The 25072-nt window shown below is 70.2% G+C and carries 12 protein-coding genes; 10 read left to right on the plus strand and 2 right to left on the minus strand.

What is annotated here, in order from left to right; genetic code table 11:
• Window positions 1-6 precede the first annotated feature (6 nt).
• Entirely contained in the window at window positions 7-1539 is a 1533-nt protein-coding gene (locus tag ACWGCN_RS09225; RefSeq protein ID WP_378987943.1) for a TldD/PmbA family protein, read from the minus strand.
• 137 nt (window positions 1540-1676) lie between these two features.
• On the opposite strand from ACWGCN_RS09225, the gene ACWGCN_RS09230 reads away from it, so the two are divergent.
• Window positions 1677-2327: a TetR/AcrR family transcriptional regulator gene (locus tag ACWGCN_RS09230; protein ID WP_387443387.1), complete on the plus strand. Its 651-nt coding sequence runs from the start codon at window positions 1677-1679 to the stop codon at window positions 2325-2327.
• A gap of 13 nt (window positions 2328-2340) precedes the next feature.
• Here the strand turns inward: ACWGCN_RS09230 and ACWGCN_RS09235 are convergent, their stop codons facing one another.
• The gene (locus tag ACWGCN_RS09235; RefSeq protein ID WP_452459110.1) at window positions 2341-3108 is read right to left on the minus strand and encodes a TSUP family transporter; all 768 of its coding nucleotides are present in this window, start codon (window positions 3106-3108) and stop codon (window positions 2341-2343) included.
• 55 nt (window positions 3109-3163) lie between these two features.
• On the opposite strand from ACWGCN_RS09235, the gene ACWGCN_RS09240 reads away from it, so the two are divergent.
• The 9 genes from ACWGCN_RS09240 to ACWGCN_RS09280 all read left to right on the plus strand — a co-directional run bounded on the left by ACWGCN_RS09240 (window position 3164) and on the right by ACWGCN_RS09280 (window position 25018).
• Window positions 3164-4339, plus strand: coding sequence for a sensor histidine kinase (locus tag ACWGCN_RS09240; protein WP_452449111.1), 1176 nt, complete (start codon window positions 3164-3166; stop codon window positions 4337-4339).
• A gap of 73 nt (window positions 4340-4412) precedes the next feature.
• Window positions 4413-5072, plus strand: a complete 660-nt coding sequence (locus tag ACWGCN_RS09245) for a response regulator (protein WP_378627551.1) — start codon at window positions 4413-4415, stop codon at window positions 5070-5072.
• 72 nt (window positions 5073-5144) lie between these two features.
• Window positions 5145-5636: an FxsA family protein gene (locus ACWGCN_RS09250; RefSeq protein WP_378987934.1), complete on the plus strand. Its 492-nt coding sequence runs from the start codon at window positions 5145-5147 to the stop codon at window positions 5634-5636.
• Window positions 5637-5695: 59 nt separating this feature from the next.
• Window positions 5696-5899 carry a hypothetical protein gene (locus ACWGCN_RS09255; RefSeq protein WP_378987931.1) on the plus strand — a complete coding sequence of 68 codons (204 nt, stop codon included), beginning with the start codon at window positions 5696-5698 and terminating at the stop codon, window positions 5897-5899.
• A 70-nt stretch (window positions 5900-5969) separates the two neighbouring features.
• On the plus strand, window positions 5970-7562 hold the full coding sequence (locus ACWGCN_RS09260) for an amidohydrolase (protein WP_387443391.1): 1593 nt from the start codon (window positions 5970-5972) through the stop codon (window positions 7560-7562).
• 35 nt (window positions 7563-7597) lie between these two features.
• Window positions 7598-9274 (plus strand): apolipoprotein N-acyltransferase, encoded by a 1677-nt coding sequence (lnt, locus tag ACWGCN_RS09265; RefSeq protein ID WP_452459111.1) that lies wholly within the window; start codon window positions 7598-7600, stop codon window positions 9272-9274.
• Between the two features lie 203 nt (window positions 9275-9477).
• Complete coding sequence (locus tag ACWGCN_RS09270) at window positions 9478-23145, plus strand: amino acid adenylation domain-containing protein (RefSeq protein WP_452459112.1); 13668 nt, start codon at window positions 9478-9480, stop codon at window positions 23143-23145.
• Window positions 23142-24131 carry an ATP-binding cassette domain-containing protein gene (locus ACWGCN_RS09275; protein ID WP_378987919.1) on the plus strand — a complete coding sequence of 330 codons (990 nt, stop codon included), beginning with the start codon at window positions 23142-23144 and terminating at the stop codon, window positions 24129-24131. Before ACWGCN_RS09270 ends, ACWGCN_RS09275 begins: the two co-directional genes overlap by 4 nt.
• Window positions 24132-24217: 86 nt before the next feature.
• Entirely contained in the window at window positions 24218-25018 is an 801-nt protein-coding gene (locus ACWGCN_RS09280; RefSeq protein ID WP_452459118.1) for an ABC transporter permease, read from the plus strand.
• Window positions 25019-25072 lie beyond the last annotated feature (54 nt).

Below are 25072 nucleotides of genomic sequence, written 5' to 3' on the forward strand. Positions count from 1 at the left end.
CCTCGTTCACTGACCGCCCTCCGTCCGGGTATTGAGAATGTTGACCCCGCGCACCAGCACCGACGGGCAGCCGTGGCTCACCGCCGCCACCTGACCGGGCTGTGCCTTACCGCAGTTGAAGGCGCCGCCGAGCTGCCAGGTGCTCGGCCCGCCGACCGCTTCCATCGACCCCCAGAAATCGGTGGTCGTCGCCTGGTAGGCGACATCGCGCAGTTGCCCGTCCAGTTCGCCGTTGCGAATCCGGAAGAACCGCTGACCGGTGAACTGGAAGTTGTAGCGCTGCATATCGATCGACCAGCTCTTGTCGCCCATGATGTAGATGCCGTCCTCGACACGGGAGATCAGCTCTGCGGTGGTCGTGTCACGCGAGGGATCCGGCTGCAACGACACGTTCGCCATCCGCTGGATCGGAACATGGTGCGGCGAATCGGCATACGAGCATCCGTTGGAGCGATCGAGCCCGAGACGCGGGGCGAACACGCGGTCGAGCTGATAGCCGACCAGGATGCCGTCGCGCACCAGGTCCCACCGCTGGCCCGCCACGCCCTCGTCGTCGTACCCGACGGTGCTCAACCCGTTGACCTGGGTACGGTCACCGGTGACGTGCATGATCGGTGTGCCGTACCGCAGCGTGCCGAGCTGATCGGGCGTCGCGAACGAGGTTCCCGCGTAGGCGGATTCGTAGCCGATCGCGCGGTCGTATTCGGTGGCGTGACCGATGGATTCGTGGATCGTCAGCCACAGGTTGGTCGGGTCGATCACCAGATCGGTGGGGCCCGCGACCACGCTGGGCGCCTTCACCTTCTCGGCCAGCCAGCCGGGGATCTGTGCGAGTTCGCCCGTCCAGTCCCATGTTCCGTCGGCGCCGGTGACGTACTCCCAGCCGCGGCCCGCGGGCGCGGCGAGCGTGCGCATCGTCTCGAACACCCCCGACGCGGAATCGACGGTGACAGCCTCCAACTGGGGGTGCAACCGCACCCGCTGCTGGGTGATCGACGAACCCGCGGTGTCGGCGTAGAACGTCTGCTCTTTGACCTGCAGGACCGAGGCGGTGACGTGGTCGACACCGTCGGCCGCGGACAGCCGTTCCGAATAGTCCTGCAGCAGCGCCACTTTGTCGGCTGCCGGCACCGTGAACGGGTCGAGGTCGTAGGCCGAGACCCACGAGACGTCGTCATAGCGTGGTTCGTCGGCCAGTTCGACGCGCTCCCGGTTCAGCGCGCGCAGCGCCTTTGCCACGGTCACCGCCCGGCGCGCCACCTCGGCGGCGATCTCGGGCGTGAGTGCGGCGTGGGAGGCGAAACCCCAGGTGCCGTCGACGATCACGCGCACCGCCAATCCCAGCTCGGTCGCGTCGGTGACCGCTTCGACGCGACCATCCCGTAACCGGATCGACTGGGTCACCAACCGTTGCACGCGCAGGTCGGCATGCTCGGCGCCGGCCGCGCGGGCCGCCGACAGCGCGGCCTCGGCCAGGGTGGCGAGCCCGAGCGCGCGGAACTCCTCGTCCACATCTCTGGAAGTCGTGGTATCGCTCACCGCACCTACGCTAACCGGTGCCACCGACACATGTGCGCCGGAACCGCTTCCGGCGCACCGTCATGTCTGTTGCCGCCGTGACGCGCGGACTCCGGTCATCCCGCGAGCGGTGCCGAAAATGCCGTAGGGTGCCCGCCGTGCCGCCATCTGCCCTGCGCGATCGAAAAAGGGAACGAACCCGACGTGCGATCCTCGTGGCCGCCGTCGAATTGTTCGAGGCCAGAGGCTATGAGGAGACAACCGTCGCCGACATCGCGGCCGAGGCCGAGGTCGGCACCCGGACCTTCTTCAACTACTTCGCGAGCAAAGAAGAACTGCTCTTCCCCGAACCCGACGAACGGGTGCGCGCGGCGGTCGCCGCCATCGCCACCCGTCGGCCCGGCGAGCGACCGGTGGAGGTGTTGCTGCGGGCCTTGCGCGCGGCGGGCGACAACCCCGGCGAACACCTCGTCGACGACGTCGGTTCGCGGGTGGCCGCCCTGCGGGCGCGGGTCTCGCGGACCGTCCCCTCGGTGAGCGGTCGCGCCGCGCACGCGCAATTGGTCGCGCAGCGCGAGATCGCCCACCAGTTGCACATCGCGTTCCCGCACGAACTCGACGAGGTCGGCGCCGCGGCGCTGGTCGGCGCCGTGGTCGGCGCGGTGTCGGGCGCGCTGACGGTGCTGTTCCAGCAGCCACAGCACGGCATCGACGACGGTGAACGCCTCCACCGCAAGATCCACGAGACCACCTCGCGGGTCCTGCAACCGTGGCTCGCCGCCTCCGCGGCCGCCGAACCGGTGCGTTGACCGAATCGCCGCCCTAACCGAACTGCTGCCACCCCAACCGGATCACCATCACCACCACGACGACGAGCAACACGATCCGGACGAACCCCGCGCCCCTGGCCAGCGCCATCCGCGAACCGACCAGCGCGCCGAGAACATTCGCCACCGCCATGCCCGCGCCGAGACCCCACAGGATGTGGCCGGTCGAGCCGAGGAACAGCAGCGCACCCACGTTCGACCCGCAGTTGATCACCTTGGCCATCGCGGCCGCCCGCACGAATTCGGTGCCGAGCAGGGTCGCGAAGGTGATGATCAGGAAGGTGCCGGTGCCCGGCCCGAGCAGCCCGTCGTAGAGGCCGATCAGACCGGACGCGAGGCCGACCACCAGGATCACCTTGCGCCGGGTCGGCGGATGGGTGGCCATCGTCAGGCCGACCGAGGGGCGCACGGTCACGAACACCGCCACCCCGACGAGCACCACCATCACCAGCGGGATGAACAGGTCGCGGTCGATCAGCGACACCGCCGCCGCGCCGCACGCGGCCGTGATCGCGGCGATCACCGCGCCGGGCAGCAGTACCTTCCACTGCATCGGCACCTTGCGCGCGAAGGTCGCCACCGCGGTCGCGGTGCCTGCCAGGGCGGCGAGCTTGTTGGTGCCCAGCGCGGTCTGCGGTGCGATGCCGGGAACGACGAGGAACAGGGTCGGCAGAATGATCAGCCCGCCGCCGCCGACCACGGCGTCGACCCAGCCCGCCGCCGCGGCGGCCACCAGCAGGACCGTCCAGTCTCCGAGTTGCACGCGTCCAGGCAATCAAGATCACGGCCGGAAAGCCAGCCGGGGCTACGCTGGGCCCGTGCGCCGGTTCAGCCTGTGGCTACGCGGACGACCCATCGTCGCCGACTCGATTCTCGCGGGATTGCTGCTGTTCCTCGATGCCCTCGGGGTGGGCGACGAACACAACAAGGTCGTCTACCTGATCTTCTCGGTGATCGTTCCGCTGCCGCTGATCCTGCGGCGGGTGTATCCGCGGGCGGTGGCGGCGGCGATGCTGGTGCTGTCGTTGCTGAACACTCTCATCGGCTACCTGATCGATGGACAGGTAGCCGACCATGTCGCCCTGATCGGGCTCGGGGTGATGCTCTACACGCTCGTCGCCTACGTCGGCCGGCGTGACGGGCTCATCTTCCTCGCCTTCCTCGCGCTCGACATGGTGGCGTCGGTCCTGCTGCTCGACGAGCCGCGCGGCGGTGATCTGGCGATGGTCGCGCTCATCTACGCGCTGTGCTGGACACTGGCCGAGTTCAACGGTGCCCGGCACGCGTACGACTCCGAGGTGGCGGCGCGGCTGGCCGTCGCCGATTACGACAAGGAACGGCGCGCCCACGACGCGGTCGCCGCCGAACGCACCCGCATCGCCCGCGAACTCCACGATGTGGTCGCGCACGCCGTCAGCGTCATCATCGTGCAGGCCGACGGCGCCAAGTACGCCCTGCGTCAGGACCCCGACACCGCCGAACGCGCGCTCGCCACCATCGCGGGTACCGGTCGCGACGCGCTGCGCGAACTGCGCCGCACCGTCGCCCTGCTGCGCACCGAGCACGCACCGGAACTGCTGCCCCAGCACGGGAGCGCGGGCATCGCGAAGCTGGCCCAGATGATGCGCGAGGCGGGCCTGGCCGTCGACCTCGAGCTGACCGGCGAACTCGACGACATCGCCCCCGAGGTGAGCCTCGGCGTGCACCGCATCGTGCAGGAATCGCTCACCAACACCCTGCGCCACGCGGGAGCGGAGCCGAAGGCGGTGGTCCGGGTGCATCGGCGCGAGGAGGACATCCGCGTCGAAGTCGTCGACAGCGGCGGTGTTCCCGCGCAGGTGAGTCCGGGCGCCGAGATTCCCGGCGCGGGGATGGGTCTGGTCGGCATGCGCGAACGGGTCGCGGTCCTGGGCGGCACTCTGTCCGCGGGCAGACTCGACGACGGCCGCTGGCAGGTACGCGCCGACCTTCCACTGCGGACCGAAACGGACTGAACCCCGCTCACCCCGCGGTCGTGCGGGAAAACACGGGGGAATGCTGCGCGGCGGTGACTATTAGGGTGGGGCAATGCCGATCAGCGTGCTCGTGGTGGACGATCAGGAACTCATGCGGATGGGCCTGAAAATGGTGCTCGGCGCGCACCCCGACATCGACGTGATCGGTGAAGCGGGCAACGGCGACGAAGCCGTGCGGCGCGCGAGCGAACTGCGACCCGATGTGGTGCTGATGGATGTGCGGATGCCGGTTGTCGACGGAGTGACGGCCACCGCGCAGATCGTGGCCGCGGGGGAGGGCGTGCGGGTGCTCGTGATGACCACCTTCGACCTCGACGAACACGCGCTCGGCGCCCTGCGTGCCGGCGCCAGCGGATTCCTGCTCAAGGACACCCCGCCCGAGGATCTCGTCTCGGCCATCCGCAGCGTCGCCGCCGGTGACGCGGTGGTCTCGCCCAAGGTCACCAAGCGGCTGCTGGACCGGCTCGTGGCCGAGGACCCGACGAGCCTGCGCGACCCGAAGATCCTCGACGTCCTCACCGCGCGCGAACGCGAGGTACTCGAACAGATCGCGGTCGGCCGCTCCAACGCCGAGATCGCCGCGGCGCTGTTCCTGTCGGAGGCGACGGTGAAAACACACGTCGGCCGGGTGCTCACCAAACTCGGTCTGCGCGACCGGGTGCAGGCCGTGGTGCTGGCCTACGAGACCGGGCTCGTGCGACCGGGCGGCTGAATTCGCCGGCTCGCTCGGGAGAAAAATCGGGCGCTCGTGCGTTGAAGGGGTAGATCGTCCGAAAGGATCGCCATGACCGCAGTGCTGTTCGTCCTCTACCTCGTCGTCGAGATCGCCGCCCTCGTCGGTCTCGCCCAGTTGATCGGCATCGGCTGGGCGCTGATCGTGCTCGTCGCCGTCTCGGGCGTGGGATTGGTGCTGCTCGGACGGCAGGGCAGGCGGGTGTTCGACCGATTCCGGCGGGCCTCGCGCGGTGAGGTGACCGCCGAGAGCGCGGTCGCCGACGGGGTGATCGTCGCCACCGGCTCGGTGCTGCTGTTCGTGCCCGGTCTGGTCACCGGACTCGTCGGCCTGCTCGCGCTGTTCCCGCCGACCAGGGCGCTGCTGCGACCGGCGCTGGAGAAGCTCGGCACCCGGCGCTTCGGCCCGCTGCCCTCGTTCGCGCCCTCGCCGTATCGCGGGATGGTCGTCGACGCGGACGGCGACGTGGTCGACGGCACCGTGGTCGGGCAGTGGTACGACGATGGTCACACCGCGGGTCCGCGCGCGCTCGGCCCCGCCTGATCCGACAAGGCCTCGGCCGACACGCCCGCGCGCGGCGGCGAAGGGTCTACAGTACCGACATGGCCACCGAGCAGATCACCGTCACGGTGAGCGAGGAACTGGCCGACGCGGTGCGCAGAGCGAGCGCCGCTGCCGGACAGTCGATGTCGGACTTCACCACCGCCGCATGGCGGCTGGAACTGATCGCCGTGGAGGCGGGCGGGCATTGTCTCGCCGGGTTCGGCGACGCCGAAGTGCGCGCCGCACTGTCGCTGCCGACCTGACGCTCGCGCCGCCGACCGGAGCCTGTCCCTGCCGAGGTGCCGATCCGGCGATACGGCAGACTGGGGCATCGTGAGTACCCAGTTGCTGATCGGCGGTCGTTTCTACAGTTCGAGCTCCCCGGACGCGGCCGCGATGGCGGTCACCGACGGCACCGTGGTGTGGCTGGGCGCCGAGGCGCCCGGGCGCGCGATGCACCCCGACGCGGAGATCATCGACCTCGACGGTGCGTTCGTGGCACCCGCGTTCGTCGACCCCCATGTCCACGTCACCGCGCTGGGACTCCAGCTGACCGGGCTCGACGTGCGTGGCGCCGGATCCCTGTCCGACCTGCTCGAGACGGTGCGTGCGCACGCCGCGAGCCAGCCGGACGGGGTGATCATCGGCGAGGGCTGGGACGACACCGGCTGGCCCGAGCAGCGTCCGCCGACGGTCGCCGAACTCGACGAGGCCGCCGGTTCGGGCAGGCTGGTCTACCTGGCCCGGGTCGACGCCCATTCGGCCGTCGCCTCCTCGGCGCTGCTCGACGCGGCCGGTGACCTCGGCGAGGGGTATCAGCGTGGCGAACTGCTGCGCGCCGACGCCCACCACCGGGTGCGCACCATCGCGCTCGCGGAACTCACTCGTGCCCAGCGTGATTCGGCTCGCCGGGCGGCCCTCGACGCGGCGGCCGCTCACGGCATCGTCGCGGTCCACGAATGCGCGGGCCCGGAGATCTCCGGCCGCGACGACATCCGCGAACTGCTCGCTTTCGACCACGGTGTGGCCGTGCGGGCCTACTGGGGTCAGGCCGTGCGCACCGCGGAGCACGCGCGCGCCCTGCTCGACGAGCTCGGCGTGCACGCGCTCGGTGGCGACCTGTTCGTCGACGGCTCGCTCGGCTCGCACACGGCGCTGCTGCGCGCGCCCTACGCCGACGCGGCGGGCTGCGGCAAGAGCTTCCTCGACGAGGACACGATCACCGCGCATATTCGCGCGTGCACCGAGGCCGGGATCCAGGCCGGTTTCCACGCCATCGGCGACGCCGCCATGGATACCGTCGTCGCCGGATTCGCCCGTGTCGCCGCTGAACTCGGTGGTCCGGCGATCGCCTCACGTGGGCACCGGGTGGAACACGCGGAGATGACCGACGCCGCTGCGATCGCACAACTGGCCGAGCTCGGCGTGATCGCGTCCGTGCAGCCCGGCTTCGACGCCGCGTGGGGCGGACCCGACGGGATGTACGCGACCCGCCTCGGCGCCGAGCGCGCCGCGGGCCTCAACCCGTTCTCGGCGATGGCGGCGGCGGGCATCTCCCTCGCCATCGGGTCCGACGCGCCCGTCACCGTCATGAACCCGTGGGAACAGGTGCGCGCGGCCGTCCACCACCGCACCCCCGGCCACGGCTTGTCCCCGCGTGCCGCCTTCGCCGCTGCCACGCGCGGCGCCTGGCGCGCGGGCGGCGTGCGCGACGGGATGGCGGGCACGCTGGTTCCCGGCGCACCCGCCTCCTACGCCGTGTGGGACGCGGGCGAGCTCGTCGTCGCGGCGGCCGCCGACACCGTGCAGCGCTGGTCCACCGACCCCCGCTCCCGCGTACCCGCCCTCCCGCGCCTCGATCCGGGCGTCGACCTGCCGACCTGCCTGCGCACCGTGCGCGACGGCATCACGATCTACGCTGCCTGAACCGCCGCCAGCAACGAATCACGGAGCGACACACCATGATCGATCCCGCGACGGGTAACCACCCCGACTCCGCAGCCGAGTCGGCATCAGCAGCGGGCGACGTGGATCCCGGTGCGAGCCGATCCGCCGCCGCTTCGCACCCGGCGGTATTGCGGCTGCTCGCGGCCGTCGTGGGCGGGCTGCTGCTGTTCGGCAGCTTTCCGCCCCGCCCGTTCTGGTTCCTCGCCCCCGTGGCCATCGCGTTGCTCACCCTCGCGGTGCGCGGGCCGGGCAGGCTGCGCGGCGGTTTCGGGTACGGGCTGCTCGGCGGGCTGGCGTTCTTCGTGCCATTGCTGCCGTGGACCGGGATCTACGTGGGCCCGGTGCCGTGGTTGGCGCTGTCCACGGTGTGCGCGCTGTACTTCGGCCTGTGGGGTGTGCTCGCCCGGTGGTTGAGCGCGCTGCCGGGCTGGCCGATCTGGCTCGCCCTGGCGTGGACCGCGAGCGAATGGGTGCGCTCGAGTTTCCCGTTCGGCGGATTCCCGTGGGGGCGGGTCGCTTTCGGTCAAGCCGATGGGTGGTATCTGCCGCTGGCCGCCTACGGTGGTGCGCCGCTGGTCGGCTTCGCGGTCGCGCTGACCGGCACCGCGCTCGCCGCGCTCGCCCTGCGCGTCGTCACCTGGGCCCGCACGCCCGCGCCACGCCCGAACACTCGCGCCGTGCGCACCGGATTTGCCACCGCGGTGGTGGCCGTGGCTACCATGCCCCTGGCCGGAGTGATCCTGCGGCCGACACTGCCCGCCCCGGACGCAGGTATCAGAACGATCACGGTCGCGGCGATCCAGGGCAGTGTGCCGCGGCTCGGGCTCGACTTCAACGCCCAGCGCCGCGCCGTGCTGGACAACCACGTCCGGCGCACCGAGGAGTTGGCCGACGCCGTCACCCGCGGACAGGCCGCGCGGCCCGACATCGTGATCTGGCCCGAGAACTCCTCCGATATCGACCCACTGCGAAATGCCGACGCCGCCGCCGAGATCACCGAAGCCTCGGTACGGATCGGCGCCCCGATCCTGGTCGGCGCAGTCCTGGTGAACGGTGACCGCACGACCACCAACTCGGTGATCGTGTGGAACGGCACGGCGGGCCCGGGGGAGCGCCACGACAAGAAGATCATCCAGCCGTTCGGCGAATACCTGCCGATGCGCGGTTTCTTCCGTTTGTTCTCCTCCTATGCCGACCGCGCGGGCTATTTCGTGCCGGGTAAAGGTGACGGAACGGTGACGGCCGCCGGTGTGCCGGTCGGCGTGGCGACCTGCTACGAAGTCGCGTTCGATCGGGCATTTCGGGATTCCCTCGCCGCGGGCGCCCAATTGCTGACGGTGCCCACCAACAACGCCACCTTCGGCGAAAGCGAGATGACCTACCAGCAACTGGCGATGTCGCGGGTACGCGCGGTCGAGCACGGGCGTGCGCTCGTGGTCTCAGCAACCACGGGTGTCAGCGGGATCATCACCGCTGACGGCGTGCTCAGAGAGCACACCGAGCAAGTCGTCCCCGCCGCCTTGGTGGCCCAGCTACCGTTGCGCGACACAACAACAGTCGCTACCCGAATCGGTGGGTGGCCGGAACTCGCGTCCGTTATCCTGACCGCGATCGGTGTCGGATTGCTATTACTTCGACGCCGCCGCGCGAATCCGACGCATCTTGCGCGAAGTTCGGACAATTCTGAATAAGCGGTTTGTTTCAACCGGGGGGAAGCGGCACAAAGTTGCTGCTTCAGGGGCGTAATTCGTTGAGCTCGAAATAAATTCACATTCGTAGCCATCCGGCTGCCGTAGTACTCCGAATCATGGGCGTGGAAAAGCCACGCCCTGGGCCGTCGTGTGCCCGGGCGCTGCTCGGGGAGTTGTGACACAAGGCAGAAACGGAGTGCTTGATGAGTTCTTTGGCCACCGACCACGTCAGCTCGAGCATCACCGACGAGGACCCGGGCCAACCGTTCGCCCTCTCGCCCGGTCAGACAGCACTGTGGTACGCGCAACGGATCCGGCCCGATATTCCGCTCACCATCGCTCACTACGTCGAACTGCACGGTGATCTCGACGTCGGCCGGTTGCTGTACGCGGTCGAGCGCTTCGGCGCGGAATCCCAGGTGGGACACGTCCGCCTACTCGAGATCGACGGCGTGCCCCACCAGCGAGTGGACCCCACGTGGCGGCCCGGCTGGGGCCGGATCGACCTCCGCGGCGAATCCGACCCCCGGGCCGCCGCGCTGGCCTGGATGAACGCCCACGCCAGCACCCCGATCGACATGGAGCACGAGCCCCTCACCATCAATGTGGTGTTGCGGATCGGTGACCGGGATTGGTTCTGGTACGAACGCGGCCACCACATCGTCATCGACGGTTATGGTGCGATGAACGCGCTCTCGCGCACCGCCGAGATCTACTCCGCGGTCGGCGAGCAGCGTGAGCCGTCCGTTTCCCGCGCCGCCGCGCTCGTCGACCTCTACGCCGACGAATCCCGCTATCGCGAGTCCAGCCGGTTCCGTGCCGACCGCGAGTACTGGACGGAACAGCTCGCCGGCGTGGGCGAACCGATGACGCTGTCATCGGTCACCGCCGCGGGCGACACCCACGACGCGGGGCGCCACCGTGCCACCGCGGTGCTCGACACCGACCTCGACACGCTGCTCACCGACGCGATCACCACACACAGTTCGGCCAACTCCGCGCTGATCGTCGCCGCGCTCGCCGCCTATGTCCGTTCGGTCACCGGTGACCCGGATGTCGTACTGAGCCTTCCGGTTTCGGCACGCACCACCGTCGCGCTGCGCCGGTCGGCGGGTGTGGTGTCGAACGTGGTGCCGCTGCGCCTGCGGTTCGACGAGCACACCACCGTCGCCGACGTCGTGCGCCAGACCGAACTCCAGATCACCGGCGCCCTGCGCCACCAGCGCTACCGCTCCGACGACATCCGGCGAGACTGCGGGTACTCCCGCGACGCGCGCGGCTTCTTCGGGCCGATGGTCAACATCATGCTGTTCCACGACGAGCTGAAGTTCGACGACATCGCCGGTCAGCTCCATGTGCTCGCCACCGGACCCGTCGAAGACCTCTCGATCAACATCTACAACGGCGACGGCGGCCGCATCCAGCTCGACTTCGAGGCCAATCCGAAGCTCTACGGCGAGTCCGAGAACGCCGCCCACCACGCGCGCTACCTCGACTTCCTCGCGCGCTTCCTGGCCGCTGAGCCGACCACCCCCACCTACACGCTCACCGCGATCACCACCGCCGAGAACGAGCGGGTGCTGCGCGAGTGGAACGCCACCGAGATGCCGATGCAGGCCGCGACGCTGGTCTCGCTGTTCGAGGACCAGGTGTCGCGCAGCCCGCACGCCATCGGTCTCGAATTCGGCGACCGCACACTCGGATACACCGAACTCGGTGACCGGGTGAACCAGCTGGCACGCGAACTCATCGCCCGCGGCGCGGGCCCGGAGACCACCGTCGGTGTGTGCCTGCATCGCAGTGTCGATCTGGTCGTCGGGATCTACGCGGTACTCGCGACCGGCGCGGCCTACCTGCCGCTGGATCCCGGGCATCCGGTCGATCGCATCGAAGCGGTACTGACACAGGCACATCCGGTGTGCGTACTCACCGCGGATCGCGACGGGGTCCGGCTGCCAGAGGGCGCCGTCCGGGTCGATCTGGACACGCTCGACGTGAGCGGCAACGACGTCGCGCCGATCACCGACGCCGACCGCACCGCGCCGCTGCGCCCCGATCATCTCGCCTACGTCATCTTCACCTCGGGCTCCACGGGTAAACCCAAGGGCGTGGGTGTCACGCATGCCGCGATCGTGAACCGGTTGCGCTGGATGCAGGCCGAGTACCCGCTCGACCACACCGACGCGGTCCTGCAGAAGACGCCGGCCACCTTCGACGTGTCGGTCTGGGAGTTCTTCTGGCCGCTGCAGGTCGGTGCGCGCCTGGTCGTCGCCGCTCCCGAAGGGCATCGCGACCCGGCCTACCTCGCCCGGATCATCACCGAAAGGTCCATCACCACAGCTCATTTCGTGCCGTCGATGCTGTCGCTGTTCGTCACCGACCCGCGCGTGCGGGGCGGGGCGGGGCTGCGCCGGGTGTTCTGCAGTGGTGAGGCGCTGCCCGGCGCGACGGTCGCCGATTTCCACGCCGCGCTGCACGGCCCCGACGGCGGACCGGAGTTGCACAACCTCTACGGGCCCACCGAGGCCGCGGTCGACGTCACCTACTGGCCGTGCCCGGCCGAGGCCACCACGGTGCCGATCGGCTCGCCGGTGTGGAACACCCAGACCTATGTGCTCGACCCGCATCTGCGCCCGGTCCCGCCCGGTGTCGTCGGCGAGCTGTACCTGGCGGGCGCGCAACTGGCCCGTGGCTACCTGGGCCGTCCCGACCTGAGCGCCGACCGGTTCGTCGCCAACCCCTTCGCCTCGGGGCAGCGGATGTATCGCACCGGTGACCTGGCGCGCTGGCAGATCGCCGGCGGCGTCCTGGAATACCTGGGCCGCACCGACTTCCAGGTGAAGATTCGCGGACTGCGTATCGAACTCGGCGAGATCGAATCCGCGTTGCTCGCGCAGGACGATATCGCCCGCGCGGTCTGCGTGGCCCGCACCGGCCGCATCGGTGAGGACGAACTCGTCGCCTACGTGGTCGCCGCGCCCGGCGCGTCGGCGCCCGATCCCACCGTCCTGCTCGCGGCACTGCGCCGCGGCCTGCCGTCCTACATGGTGCCCTCGGCACTGGTGGTGCTCGACGAACTGCCGTTGAGCGCCAACGGCAAGGTCGATCGCACAGCCCTGCCCGCACCGGAGGTGGGTGTGCGGGTCACCACCGGCGCCGCCGCACCGCAGACCGAGCTGGAATGCGCGCTCGCGGAGATCTTCACCGAGGTTCTCGCCCTGGACGGCACCACGATCGGGATCGAGGACAGCTTCTTCGATCTCGGCGGCAATTCCCTGGTCGCGGCCCGCGCGGTCGCCCGGATCAACACCACCCTCGATGCGAACCTCAGCATCCGGGAGATGTTCGAGTCGCCGACCATCGCCGCGCTGGCCGGCTACATCAGCACCCACCGGCCCGAGACCTCGACACCGAAACTGGTTCCGGCACGCAGACCGGAACGTGTGCCGCTGTCGCTGGCCCAGCAGCGGCTGTGGATCCTCAACCGGTTCGCCGAACACGCCGCCGCCTACAACATGCCCTTGGCCTTGCGGCTCACCGGGCATCTCGACCTGGAGGCGTTGCGTGCGGGTCTGCGCGACGTGCTCGACCGCCACGAGAGCCTGCGCACCAGTTTTCCCGAAGGCCCCGAGGGTCCGTACCAGCGCATCCACCCCGCGGCCGGGGTGGAACCCGAGCTGATGCCGATCGAGGTGGCCGCCGCCGAGATTCCCGCGCTGGCCGCGCAGGTGGCGGGGCGCGGTTTCGACCTGCGGACCGAGACACCGCTGCGGGTCGCGCTCTACCGGGTGGGCGCCGAGGATCACCTGCTGCTCGTGGTGCTGCACCACATCAGCGGTGACGGATGGTCGGTCGCACCGCTGGCCCGGGATCTGATGGTCGCAGTGTCGGCGCGCGCGGGCGGCGTCGCGCCTCAGTGGGCACCGCTGCCGGTGCAGTACGCCGATTTCGCGATGTGGCAGCGGGAACTGCTCGGTGAGGAAACCGACCCCGAGGCGCCCATCGCGCGCCAGCTCGGGCACTGGCGCGGTGCGCTGGCCGGGCTGCCCGATCAGCTCGACCTGCCCCTCGACCGGCCGCGGCCGCAACAGCGTGGCACCGGCGGGGACACCGTCGAATTCGTCATCGACGCCGAAACCCGGCGCGCGGCAGCCGAACTCGCCACCAGTCGCGGCGTGAGCATGTTCATGGTGCTGCACGCCGCCCTGGCCACCCTGCTGGCCCGGCTGTGCGCGAGCACCGACGTCACCATCGGCACGCCCATCGCGGGCCGCTCCGATCCGGCGCTGGACGAACTGGTCGGCATGTTCGTCAACACCCTGGTGTTGCGCACCGAGGTGGACCTCGGCGCCGGGTTCGAGCGCATGCTCGACCTGGTCCGCGAGACCGACCTGGATGCCTTCGCCAACCCCGACGTGCCGTTCGAGCGGCTGGTGGAACTGGTCAATCCCGATCGCTCGACCACCCGGCATCCGCTGTTCCAGGTGATGCTGTCCTACGACCGCACCCCGGAACTGCGGGTCGAATTGCCCGGTGTCACCGCGGAACTGGTGCCGATCGAAATCGGCGTCGCCAAGTTCGACCTGCAGCTCGAGGTTCGCGACACTCACGACGACGGACCGCTGCACGCCGAATTCGGTTTCGCCACCGATGTTTTCGATCGCGCCACGGTGCAGGCCATCGCCCGGCGGTTCACCACGCTGCTGGCCGCCGCTGTCGCCACCCCCACCACGGCGATCGGCGACCTCGACGTGCTCGACCGTCGCGAGATCGCCCGCCTGGTCCCCGTGGCCGGCGCGCCCGCCGAACCGGCGGGCACCCTGGCCCGGCTGCTCGGCGACACCGCACAACACCTGCCCGACTCGGTGGCGGTGCGCTACCTCGGTTTCGACACCACATACCGCGAACTCGACGAACGCTCGAACCGGTTGGCGCGCAGTCTCATCGCGCACGGCGCCGCACCCGAAACGGTGGTCGCCGTGGCGCTGCCGCGCAGCCTCGAGTCGATCATCGCGATCTGGGCGGTCGCCAAGACCGGCGCCGCGTACGTGCCCGTCGACCCCGCCTACCCGGCCGATCGCATCGCGCACATGATCGGTGACTCCGGGGCCACGCTCGGGCTCACCCTGCCCGAGCATCTCGCCGCGCTGCCCACCGCCACCGGCAAGCACCGGTCGGCACCGGAGTGGATGGTCTTCGGAACGGCCGATTTCGAGGCCGACTGCGCGGTCCGCTCGGGCAGTCCCCTGTCCGATGCCGACCGCAGGCATCCGATGCGAGCCGGGCAGCCCGCCTACCTCATCTACACCTCGGGTTCGACCGGCACACCCAAGGCCGTCGTGGTCACCCATGCGGGCATCGCCTCGCTGGCCAGCGAGCAGACCCAGCTGTTCAAGGTGACCGACCACGCGCGGACCATGCACTTCTCCTCACCCAGCTTCGACGCCTCGGTGCTGGAACTGCTGCTCGGGTTCGCCGCGGGTGCCACGATCGTGGTGGCCCCCGCCGACCTGTACGGCGGTGCGGAGCTGGCCGGTTTCCTGCGCTCGGAACGCATCACCCACGCGTTTATCACTCCGGCCGCGCTGGCCACGGTGCCCGCCGGTGAGTTCCCGGCACTCAACACGGTGATCGTCGGCGGCGAGGCGTGCTCGGACGAACTCGTCGAAGCCTGGGCCACGAAGTACCGGATGCACAACATGTACGGCCCGTCCGAGGCCACCGTCGCGGTCACCGCGAGCGCGGCCATGGTTCCGGGCGAGCCTGTCCCGCTGGGCACCCCCGTGCGCGGCATGCGGCTGTTCGTGCTCGACGGCCGGATGAACCCGGTGCCGCCGGGAACACCGGGCGAGCTCTACGTCTCCGGGCCCGGCCTGGCCCGCGGGTACCTCGGCAAGCAGGCACTCACCGCGCAGCGGTTCGTCGCCAACCCGCACGGCCGCGTCGGCGAAAGGATGTATCGCACCGGCGATCTCGTCGTCGCCGACATGACCGGCCTGCTGCGTTTCCTCGGCCGCGCCGACGATCAGATCAAGATCCGTGGGTTCCGGATCGAACTGCGCGAAATCGACCATGTGCTGCGCGAACACCCGGGCGTTCGGTCCGCGCTGACCATCGTCCACGTCGACGATCAGGGGCAGCAGCGGCTCGCGTCCTACGTCACCGCCGACGGCCCGATCGACCCGGCCGCCGTGCTCGACACCGCCCGCAGCAGGTTGCCCGGCTACATGGTGCCCGCCGCACTGGCGGTGCTCGACGCGATGCCGGTCACCCCGGCGGGCAAACTCGACCGAAAGGCCCTGCCCACACCCGAATTCGTGGTCAGTGGTGGGTCGCGTGCGCCACGCACGCACCTCGAGATGCGGGTGGCCGCGGTGTTCACCGAGATTCTCGGCCGCCCGATCCCCGGCGCGGAGGACAGCTTCTTCGACATCGGCGGCAACTCGCTGCTGGCCACCCGGCTCGCCGCCGCGCTGCACGCCGAATTCGAGGTGGACCTGCCGGTCCGGCAGATCTTCGAGGCACCGACCGTGGCGGGCATCGCCCGGCTGATCACGGAAGCGCCCCGGACGCAGCGGGTGGCGCTGGCGGTACACACCCCGCGCCCGGGACGCATACCACTGTCGTTGCCGCAGCAACGGCTGTGGTTCCTGAACCGATTGTCCCCCGAATCGAGCGCCTACAACATCGCATTCGTCTTGCGAATCGGCGGAGATCTGGACGTCGAGGCGTTGCGGGGCGCTCTCGGCGACCTGGTGGAGCGCCACGAGGTACTGCGCACGGTCTTCCCCGAAGACCTCTCCGGCGCCCAGCAGGTGATCCTGCCGCGCGAGCAGGCGATGCCGGTGATCGACGCCCTCGACACCGCACCCGATCGGGCGAACGCGGCGCTGACCGCGCTGGCCCGCCAGGGCTTCGACCTCACCCGGAAGACGCCGCTGCGAGTGTCGTTGCTGCGCACCGCATCCGACGAACACCTGCTCGGCGTCGTCGTCCACCACATCGCCGCCGACGGCTGGTCGCTCGGCCCGCTGACGCGTGATCTCGCACTGGCCTACGTGGCTCGCACCGGGGGCGCCGTCCCCGAACGCGCACCGCTGCCGGTGCAGTACGCCGACTTCAGCCTGTGGCAGCGGGCGGTGCTCGGCAGCGAGGACGACCCGGACAGCATCACCGCCACCCAGCTCGCGTTCTGGCGCGAGACGTTGTCCGAACTGCCCGACGAGCTGCCGCTGCCGTTCGACCGGCCACGCCCCGCCGAACCCACCGGGTCCGCGGGCACCGTGACCTGCGCGGTCTCGGCACCGCTGCAGCACGCGCTCGACGAGCTGGCCGGCCACACCGGTGTCAGCCTGTTCATGGTCGTGCGCTCGGCGCTGTCGGTGCTGCTGCGCAGCGTCACCGGCGGCCGCGACATCCCCATCGGTACCCCGGTCGCCGGGCGCACCGACATCCAGCTCGACGATCTCGTCGGCATGTTCGTCAACACCCTGGTCCTGCGCTCCGATGTCGATCCCGGCCGCAGCTTCACCGAGCTGCTGCACGCCGATCGCGATGGCGAGCTCGCCGCCCTCGCCCACGCCGATGTGCCGTTCGAGCGCGTCGTCGACGCGCTGGGCCGCGAGAGCAGGGCGAGCAACCGCCACCCGCTGTTCCAGGTCGCGCTGAGCATGCAGGACAACCGCACACCCGCGCTGGAACTGCCCGGACTGCGGCTGGCCGCGGAAGAGCTCGACATCGCCCTGGCCAAGTTCGACCTGGAACTGCGGGTCGCGCCCGCCGAGGACAGCGGGTTGCGGTTCGACTTCGTCTACGCCACCGAACTGTTCGACGCCGCCACCATTCAGACCCTCGCCGACCGGTTCGTGCAGATCCTCACCCAGGTGACCGCCGACCCACGGCAATTGGTGTGCGATCTGGACCCGCTCACCGTGCTCGAGCACCGTGAGCACGTCCCCGCACAGGGACCCGCCGCGGTCACGCCGGTCATCCTGGCCGACATCCTCGACGGTGCCGCCACGAAGTATCCGCAGCGGCCGGCGCTGCGCTGGTTCGCCGACGGCAGCGTCGCCGGGGACGTGGGCGAGCTCGACTACGCCGAGGTCGCGAGCCGGGCGCACCGGCTGGGCCGGGCGCTGATCGCGCGCGGCATCGGCACCGGCGACCGGGTGGCTGTCGGGCTCACCCGCTCACTGGACTGCGCCCTCGCCATCTTCGGCGTCGCGGCCAGCGGCGCCGCGTTCGTGCCCGTCGACCCGCGCTACCCGGCCGACCGGGTGCGGCACATGCTCACCGACTCCGGTGCCAGCGCGGTACTCACCGCGCGCGCCGACGCGGACTCGTTGCGCGAGGCCGCGGGCCCGATCGATACCCAGTGGTTGCTGATGGACGGCGACGAGCTGAACGCCGAACTGGCCGGCTACGACGGGGTCCGGATCAGCAACACCGAGCGGGTCCGGCCGGTGCGCACCGCCGACCTGGCCTATCAGATCTACACGTCCGGTTCGACCGGCCTGCCCAAGGGCGTCACCGTCACCCACGGCGGTCTCACGAGTCTCGCGCTCGACCTGCGTGAACGGATGGGCCTCGACCGGTTCTCCCGCACGTTCTTCTTCTCCACACCCAGTTTCGACGTCTCGGTGCTCGACATGCTCCTCGCCGTCTACTCGGGCGCCGAGATGGTGATCGGCCCGATCGACATCTACGGCGGTGACGAACTCGGGACCCTGCTGGAACGCGAGCAGATCACCCACACCTTCCTGACGCCCGCGGTGCTGGGCTCGATCGACCCCACCCGCCACCCGCTGCCGATGCTGCGCGGTCTGATGGCCGGTGGCGAGGCGGTGCCGCCGGACCTGGTGGAGAACTGGGCGCCGGGCAGGCGGTTCGTCAACGCCTACGGGCCCACCGAGTTCACTGTCATCGCCGCGATGTCGGAGCTGCGGGTGGGTGTTCCGGTCGCCATCGGCACGCCGGTGCGCGGCTCACGGGCCCTCGTGCTCGACGAGCGGCTGCGACCGGTCGTCGGCAGGGTGCCGGGCGAGCTCTACATCGGCGGCGCCGGCATCGCCCAGGGCTATCACGAGCGCTACGGCCTGACCGCGGGACGCTTCATCGCCGACCCGTTCGGCCCGGCGGGCAGCCGGATGTACCGCACCGGCGACGTGGTGCGCTGGACGGCGAACGGTGAGATCGACTACCTGGGTCGCAGCGACCATCAGGTGAAGGTGCGCGGTTTCCGGATCGAACTCGGCGAGATCAGCGCCGTCCTCGGCAGTCATCCCGAGGTCCGCTTCGCACACACCGAGGTCCGCCGGATCGCGGGCGACGACCGGATCGTCGCCTGGATCCAGCTGAACGAGGGCGTCGACCCGGCCGAGGTGGCCGGGGTGAAGCGGCACGCGATGGTCCGGCTGGCCGGGCACATGGTGCCCGCGTCGCTGAACCTGATCGACCAAGTGCCGCTCACTCCGGTCGGCAAGCTCGATCGCACGGCGTTGCCGGAACCGCAGTTCACCGCCGCCGCGGGCCGGGCACCACAGACCGACGCCGAGCGGACGGTCGCGCGAGTGTTCGAGGAGCTGGTCGGGGCGAGCGAGGTCCGCGCCACCGACAGCTTCTTCGACATCGGCGGCAACTCGCTGCTGGCCACCCAGCTGGTGGCCCGGCTGGCCGCGGCCAGCAATGTGCGCCTGGAAGTGCGCACCGTGTTCGCGGCGCCGACCGTCGCCGAACTCGCCGCGCTCATCGAATCCGGACCGTCCGGCGACGAACACCGGCCGGACCTGGTGCCCCAGCCACGCCCGGAGCGGATTCCGCTGTCGGCGGCGCAGCGCAGGCTGTGGTTCCTCAACCGCTTCAACGCGGGTGCCGGCGGTGACAGTCAGTCCTCGGGCGCCTACAACGTCCCGGTCGTACTGCGCCTGCACGGCACGGTCGACCTCGATGCGCTCATTGCCGCTTTGCACACGGTGCAACGTCGGCACGAGACGCTGCGCACGGTGTTCCCGGAGACCGCCGGCGAGCCCGAGCAGTTGGTGCTCGACCCGGCGATCGCCGCCGTCACGCTGTTCCACGCGACGGCCACCGCGAGCGAGGTCGACACCGCCGTGACCCGTTTCGTCACCCCGGGATTCGACCTGTCGGCCTCGGTGCCCATGCGGGCGGCGCTGATCAGCGTCGACCACACCGGGCAGTCGGCACCGGCCAAGGCCAAGTTCGCGGTCGCGCGCTCGACCGAGCATGTGCTGGTGCTGGTCGTGCACCACATCGCGATGGACGGCTGGTCGCTGGAACCGCTCGCCGCCGAAGTGGCCGCCGCCTACCGTGGCATCCAGATCGGTGAACCGTTCGGCGAACAGATCCCGCCGGTCCAGTACGCCGACTACACCCTGTGGCAGCAGGAACTCCTCGGTACCGAGGACGACCCGGACTCGCTGATCAGCAAGCAGCTCGACCACTGGCGCGGTGTGCTCGACGGCCTGCCGGAGCTGCTCACCGTCCCGGCCGACCGCTCGCGCCCGCCGGTGCCCTCCTACCAGGGCGGCACCGTCGACTGCACGGTCGACGCGGCGACCCACCGGGCGCTGCGCGGCATCGCCACGGCGAACAACGTCAGCATGTTCATGGTGTTGCACGCGGCGCTGGCGGTCCTGCTGCACCGGGTCACCGGCACCGAGGACATCGCCGTCGGCACCGCCAGCGCGGGCCGTGGACATCCAGCACTCGACGCGATGATCGGCATGTTCGTCAACACCCTGGTGCTGCGCACCGAGGTTTCCGACGAGCGCGCGTTCGTCGACCTGCTGCGCACCGTCCGCGACGGGGACCTCGACGCGTTCGCGAACGCCGACCTGCCCTTCGAACGGCTCGTCGAGGTCGTCAACCCGGCGCGCTCCCAGGCACACCACCCGCTGTTCCAGGTGATGCTGTCGGTGCGCAACACCCCGGTGCGGATGCTGGAACTGCCCGGTCTGCGGATCGAAGCCGTCGACGCCGACGCCGGTATCGCCAAGTTCGACCTGCAGTTCACCTTCACCGAGACCCAGACCGCCAGTCGGGTGGGCGACGGCATCAGCCTGTCGGTGAACTTCGCGGCGGACCTGTTCGACGAGGTCACCGCGCGCAGGCTCGGCGACCGCCTGGTCCGGCTGCTCACCGCCGTGGCCGCCGACCCGAACACCGCGGTCGGCGACCTGGCCCTGCTCGACGCGGTCGAGTGGACCGCGCTGGCACCGGTGCACGGTGCCCGCGCCGAGCAGGCGGTGACGCTGCCCGCGGTCTTCGGTGCCGCCGTGGCTCGTTCCCGCGAGGGCGTCGCGCTGTGCGCCGGGGACACCGTGGTCACCTACGACGCGCTCGACCGGTGGACCAACCGGCTCGCCCGTGTCCTGATCGGACAGGGTGTGGGGCCGGAAACCCTGGTGGCCCTGGGTATTCCGCGTTCGGTGGAGTCGGTGGCGACCATGCTCGCCGTCGCGAAGGCGGGCGCCGCGTTCGTGCCGGTCGACCCGAACTACCCGCCGCAGCGGATCAGTCACATGCTCACCGATTCCGCTGCGGCCCTGGGTCTGACGCTGCTCGAGCACCGCGATCGACTGCCCGCCGACACCCGCTGGCTGGTCCTGGACGACCCGCAGACCAGGGCCACCGTGCTGGGGACCGACGACTCGCCGGTTACCGACGCCGAACGGATTCGCCCCCTGCGCCTGCACAATCCCGCGTACGTGATCTACACGTCGGGCTCCACCGGGACCCCGAAGGGCGTCGTGGTCACCCACGGCGGTCTGTCGAACTTCGCCGCCGAGACCGCCGACCGGTTCGATGTGCGTCCCGGCAGCCGGGTGCTGCACTTCGCGACTCCGAGCTTCGACGCCGCCATGCTCGACATCCTGTTCGCGCTCGGTGGCGCGGCGACGCTGGTGATCTCCCCGGCCGGGGTGGTCGGCGGCGAGGACCTGCGGCAGGTGTTCATCCGGGAACGGATCACCCACGCGTTCATCACCACCGCCGCGCTGGGCACCGTCGACCCGGCGGGCGTGAACTCGCTGGCCCACGTGCTCACCGGTGGTGAGGCGCTGCCGCCGGAACTGCTCGCCCGCTGGGCGCCGGGGCGCAACTTCTACAACGTGTACGGCCCCACCGAGACGACCATCGTCACGTTGATGCCGCAGCCGATGAGCCCGCGGGGCCCGATCACCATCGGTGGGCCGATCCGCGGCGTCGCGGCCACCGTGCTCGACCGGCGACTGCACCCGACCCCGATCGGTGTCACCGGCGAGCTGCAGCTGGCGGGCTCGGCCCTGGCGCGCGGCTACCTCAACCGGCCGGGACTCACGGCCCAGCGGTTCGTGGCCGATCCCTACGGCGCGCCGGGCGAACGGATGTACCGGACCGGCGACCTGGTGCGCTGGCGTGATGGCGCCAAGTCGGCGCTGGACGTGGAGTACGTCGGCCGCACCGACCATCAGGTGAAGGTCCGCGGATTCCGGATCGAACTCGGCGAGATCGACGTCGCGTTCGCCCGGCACGCCGATGTCGAGCTCGCGCTCACCATCGGTCACACCACGCAGGCCGGGGTCACCGCGCTGGTCTCGTATGTGAAGGCACGCAACGGGAGCGCGCCGAGCGTGCCCGAACTGCTCGAGCACGTCGCGGGTCACGTGCCGAACTACATGGTCCCGCAGGCGATCATGCTGCTCGACGAGGTGCCGCTGAGTCCGGTCGGCAAGCTCGATCGAGCCCGGCTGCCCGAGCCGGTGTTCACCGCGTCCGGCGGGTACCGCGCGCCGGCGACCGTCGCCGAGATGGCGCTGTGCGCGGTGTTCACCGAGGTCCTCGGGGTCGAGCGGGTCGGCGTGGACGACGGGTTCTTCGAACTCGGCGGCAACTCCCTGCTGGCCACCAAAGTTGTCGCGGCACTGCGTGAGCAGGGCTACGACATGCCCGTCCAGATGATGTTCGGCGACGCCACCCCCGCGGGAATCGCGGCCAAGCTCGACGACCTCGACCCGGACGCGGTGATCGAGGCGGCCACCAGCCCGGTGCTGGCCATCCGCCCGTCCACCAGCCCGCACGACACCCCGCTGTTCTGCGTGCACCCGGCGATCGGGCTGGCCTGGTGCTACGCGGGACTGCTCGCTCATCTCGCCCCGCAGCGCCCGGTGTACGGCCTGCAGGCCCCGCACGTGTCCGGCGACGACAGCTTCATCTCGATCCCCGAAGCCGCCGGACACTATGTCGCCCATATCAAGTCGATCCAGCCGCACGGTCCCTATCACCTACTCGGCTGGTCGCTCGGCGGCCTGATCGCGCAGGAGATCGCCGTGCAGCTGCAGGACGCGGGCGAGGACGTCGCGCTGCTGGCGATGATGGACAGCTACCAGCTCGGTGACCGCTGGCTCGACACCTCGATGCCCAGTGTCGCCGACATTCTCGGCGAGTTCGGCGCCGACCTGGTCGACGGCGAACCGTTGCCCGCCGACCTCGACCTGAACGAAGCGGCGGATCTGCTGCGGGCCCAGGCCGGTCCGTTCGCCGCGCTCTCGGTGGAACATCTGCAACGCCTCTACACCGGGTACGCCGACGGCACCGTCATGGCCAACCGGTTCCGGCCGCGCACCTTCGACGGCGACCTCGTGTTCTTCACCGCCACGGCGGACGAGATCAACGCCGCCGATCCGAGCCGCTGTGCCGACGCCTGGCAGCCGTTCGTCACCGGCAACATCCACAACCACGACCTGCCCTGCAGGCACGCGGCGATGACCACACCGGAATCGCTGGCGGCGATCGGCCCCGTGCTGCATCGCCACCTCGACGCCGTCCCGGACATCACCGTGTGCGGCAGCGGCCAGAAGGAGATGCGACCGTGAGTCTCGCGGTAGAAGTGCGCGGCCTGGCGAAGAGTTACGGCAAGGTGCGCGTACTGAAGGAGATCGACCTGGAGATCCCGGCGGGGACCGTGCTCGGCCTGCTGGGCCCCAACGGTGCGGGCAAGACCACCACCGTGCGGATCGTCACCACGCTGTTGCGACCCGATGCCGGTTCGGTGCGGGTCGCCGGTATCGACGTGCTGGCCGACCCGGCCACCGCGCGCACCAGGATCGGGTTGTCCGGCCAGTACGCGGCCGTCGACGCGAACCTGACCGGCTACGAGAACCTGCGCATGGTGGCGCGCCTGTACGGCATGGGACGCAAGCAGTCCGTCGTGCGCGTGGAGGAACTGCTCACCGCGTTCGGACTCGACCACGCGGCGGGTCGGCGGGCAGGCACCTATTCCGGTGGTATGGCCCGTCGCCTCGACCTGGCCGGTGCGCTGGTGGCGCGGCCGCCGGTGGTGGTGCTCGACGAACCGACCACCGGCCTCGACCCGCGCGGCCGCCTGGACATGTGGCAGGTGATCGGTGATCTCGTCGACGACGGCACCACCGTCCTGCTCACCACCCAGTACCTCGAGGAGGCCGACCTGCTCGCCGACCGGATCACCGTCATCGACAAGGGCACGGTCATCGCCCGCGGTTCGGCCGACGAACTCAAGACCTCCATCGGCGGCGACCGGCTCACGGTCACCCTCGCCGCGGGGCAGAGCCCGTGGCCCGCGGTGCAGGTCCTGCAGCAGGTGGGGGTCGGCGAGCCCGTTCACGAGCCCGGCAGCGACGAGGTGTCGGTGGTGGTGGGCAACGGGTCACGCACGATGGTCGAAGCGCTGCGCCGCCTCGACGACGCCGGTGTCTGCGTGCTCGACGCGAACGTCGTGCGTCCCACTCTCGACGATGTGTTCCTTTCCCTCACCGGCACCCCGGCCGAGACCGTCCCCGAACCCGAAACCGACGACGTGCAAGAGGAGGTCCTGTCGTGAGTGCCCCCGACGTCACGGTGGACGAGTACGAGACCCGCGATCTGCCCATCCAGCCGGCCACCCCGCGGCCGCCCGCAGGCGAGGAGATGGAACCGAAGGCCCGGTTCGTGCGCGACAGCGCGATCGTGGCCTACCGCAACCTGCTGACCATCCTGCGGGTGCCGACGCTGCTGGTCACCGCCACCATCCAGCCGCTGATGTTCGTGTTCCTGTTCGCCTACATCTTCGGTGCCTCGCTCGGCGGCGACCAGTACCGGGAGTTCCTGCTGGCCGGCATCTTCACCCAGACCGTGGCGTTCAATGCCGCGTTCACCACCGTCGGCCTGGCCGGTGACCTGCAGAAGGGCATCATCGACCGGATGCGGACGCTGCCGATGTCGCGGCTGGCGGTCCTGATGGGGCGCACGCTGTCCGACCTGGTCGTCAACATCGTGAGCCTGGGTGTGATGTCGATCTGTGGGTACATCGTCGGCTGGCGCATCCACGGCAGCTTCGGCGACGCCGTGATCGCGTTCGCGATCATCTTGCTGTTCGCGTTCGCGATGTCGTGGGTCGGCGCCCTGACCGGTCTGGTCTCCCCGACGGTGGAGGTGGCGCAGAGCGCGGGTCTGATCTGGCTGTTCCCGCTGACGTTCATCTCCTCGGCGTTCATCTCCGCCGAAACCCTGCCCGGCCCCCTGCGCGCGATCGCCGAATGGAATCCGATCACCGCGGTGTCGGCGGCGGGTCGCAAGCTCTTCGAGAACGACTCGCCCCCGACCTTCGTCCCCGCCACAGGCTGGGCCGCGGAGAACTGCATCCTCTACGCGATCCTCTGCTCGCTGGTCATCCTCGCCATCGCGATGCCCGCGGCACTACTGCAGTACCGCAAGGTCGCCAGCCACTGAGTACGGCCACACAACGCCGAAGGCCGCCTTCCCGAGGGGGAGGCGGCCTTCGGC

It is taken from the genome of Nocardia sp. NPDC055050, assembly GCF_053608345.1.

Excerpts from the sequence above, each read along its gene's own strand:
- ACWGCN_RS09245 (WP_378627551.1), top strand. The coding sequence starts at position 4,413 with ATGCCGATCAGCGTGCTCGTGGTGGACGATCAGGAACTCATGCGGATG.
- ACWGCN_RS09250 (WP_378987934.1), top strand. The coding sequence starts at position 5,145 with ATGACCGCAGTGCTGTTCGTCCTCTACCTCGTCGTCGAGATCGCCGCC.
- ACWGCN_RS09255 (WP_378987931.1), top strand. The coding sequence starts at position 5,696 with ATGGCCACCGAGCAGATCACCGTCACGGTGAGCGAGGAACTGGCCGAC.
- lnt (WP_452459111.1), top strand. The coding sequence starts at position 7,598 with ATGATCGATCCCGCGACGGGTAACCACCCCGACTCCGCAGCCGAGTCG.
- ACWGCN_RS09270 (WP_452459112.1), top strand. The coding sequence starts at position 9,478 with ATGAGTTCTTTGGCCACCGACCACGTCAGCTCGAGCATCACCGACGAG.
- ACWGCN_RS09280 (WP_452459118.1), top strand. The coding sequence starts at position 24,218 with ATGGAACCGAAGGCCCGGTTCGTGCGCGACAGCGCGATCGTGGCCTAC.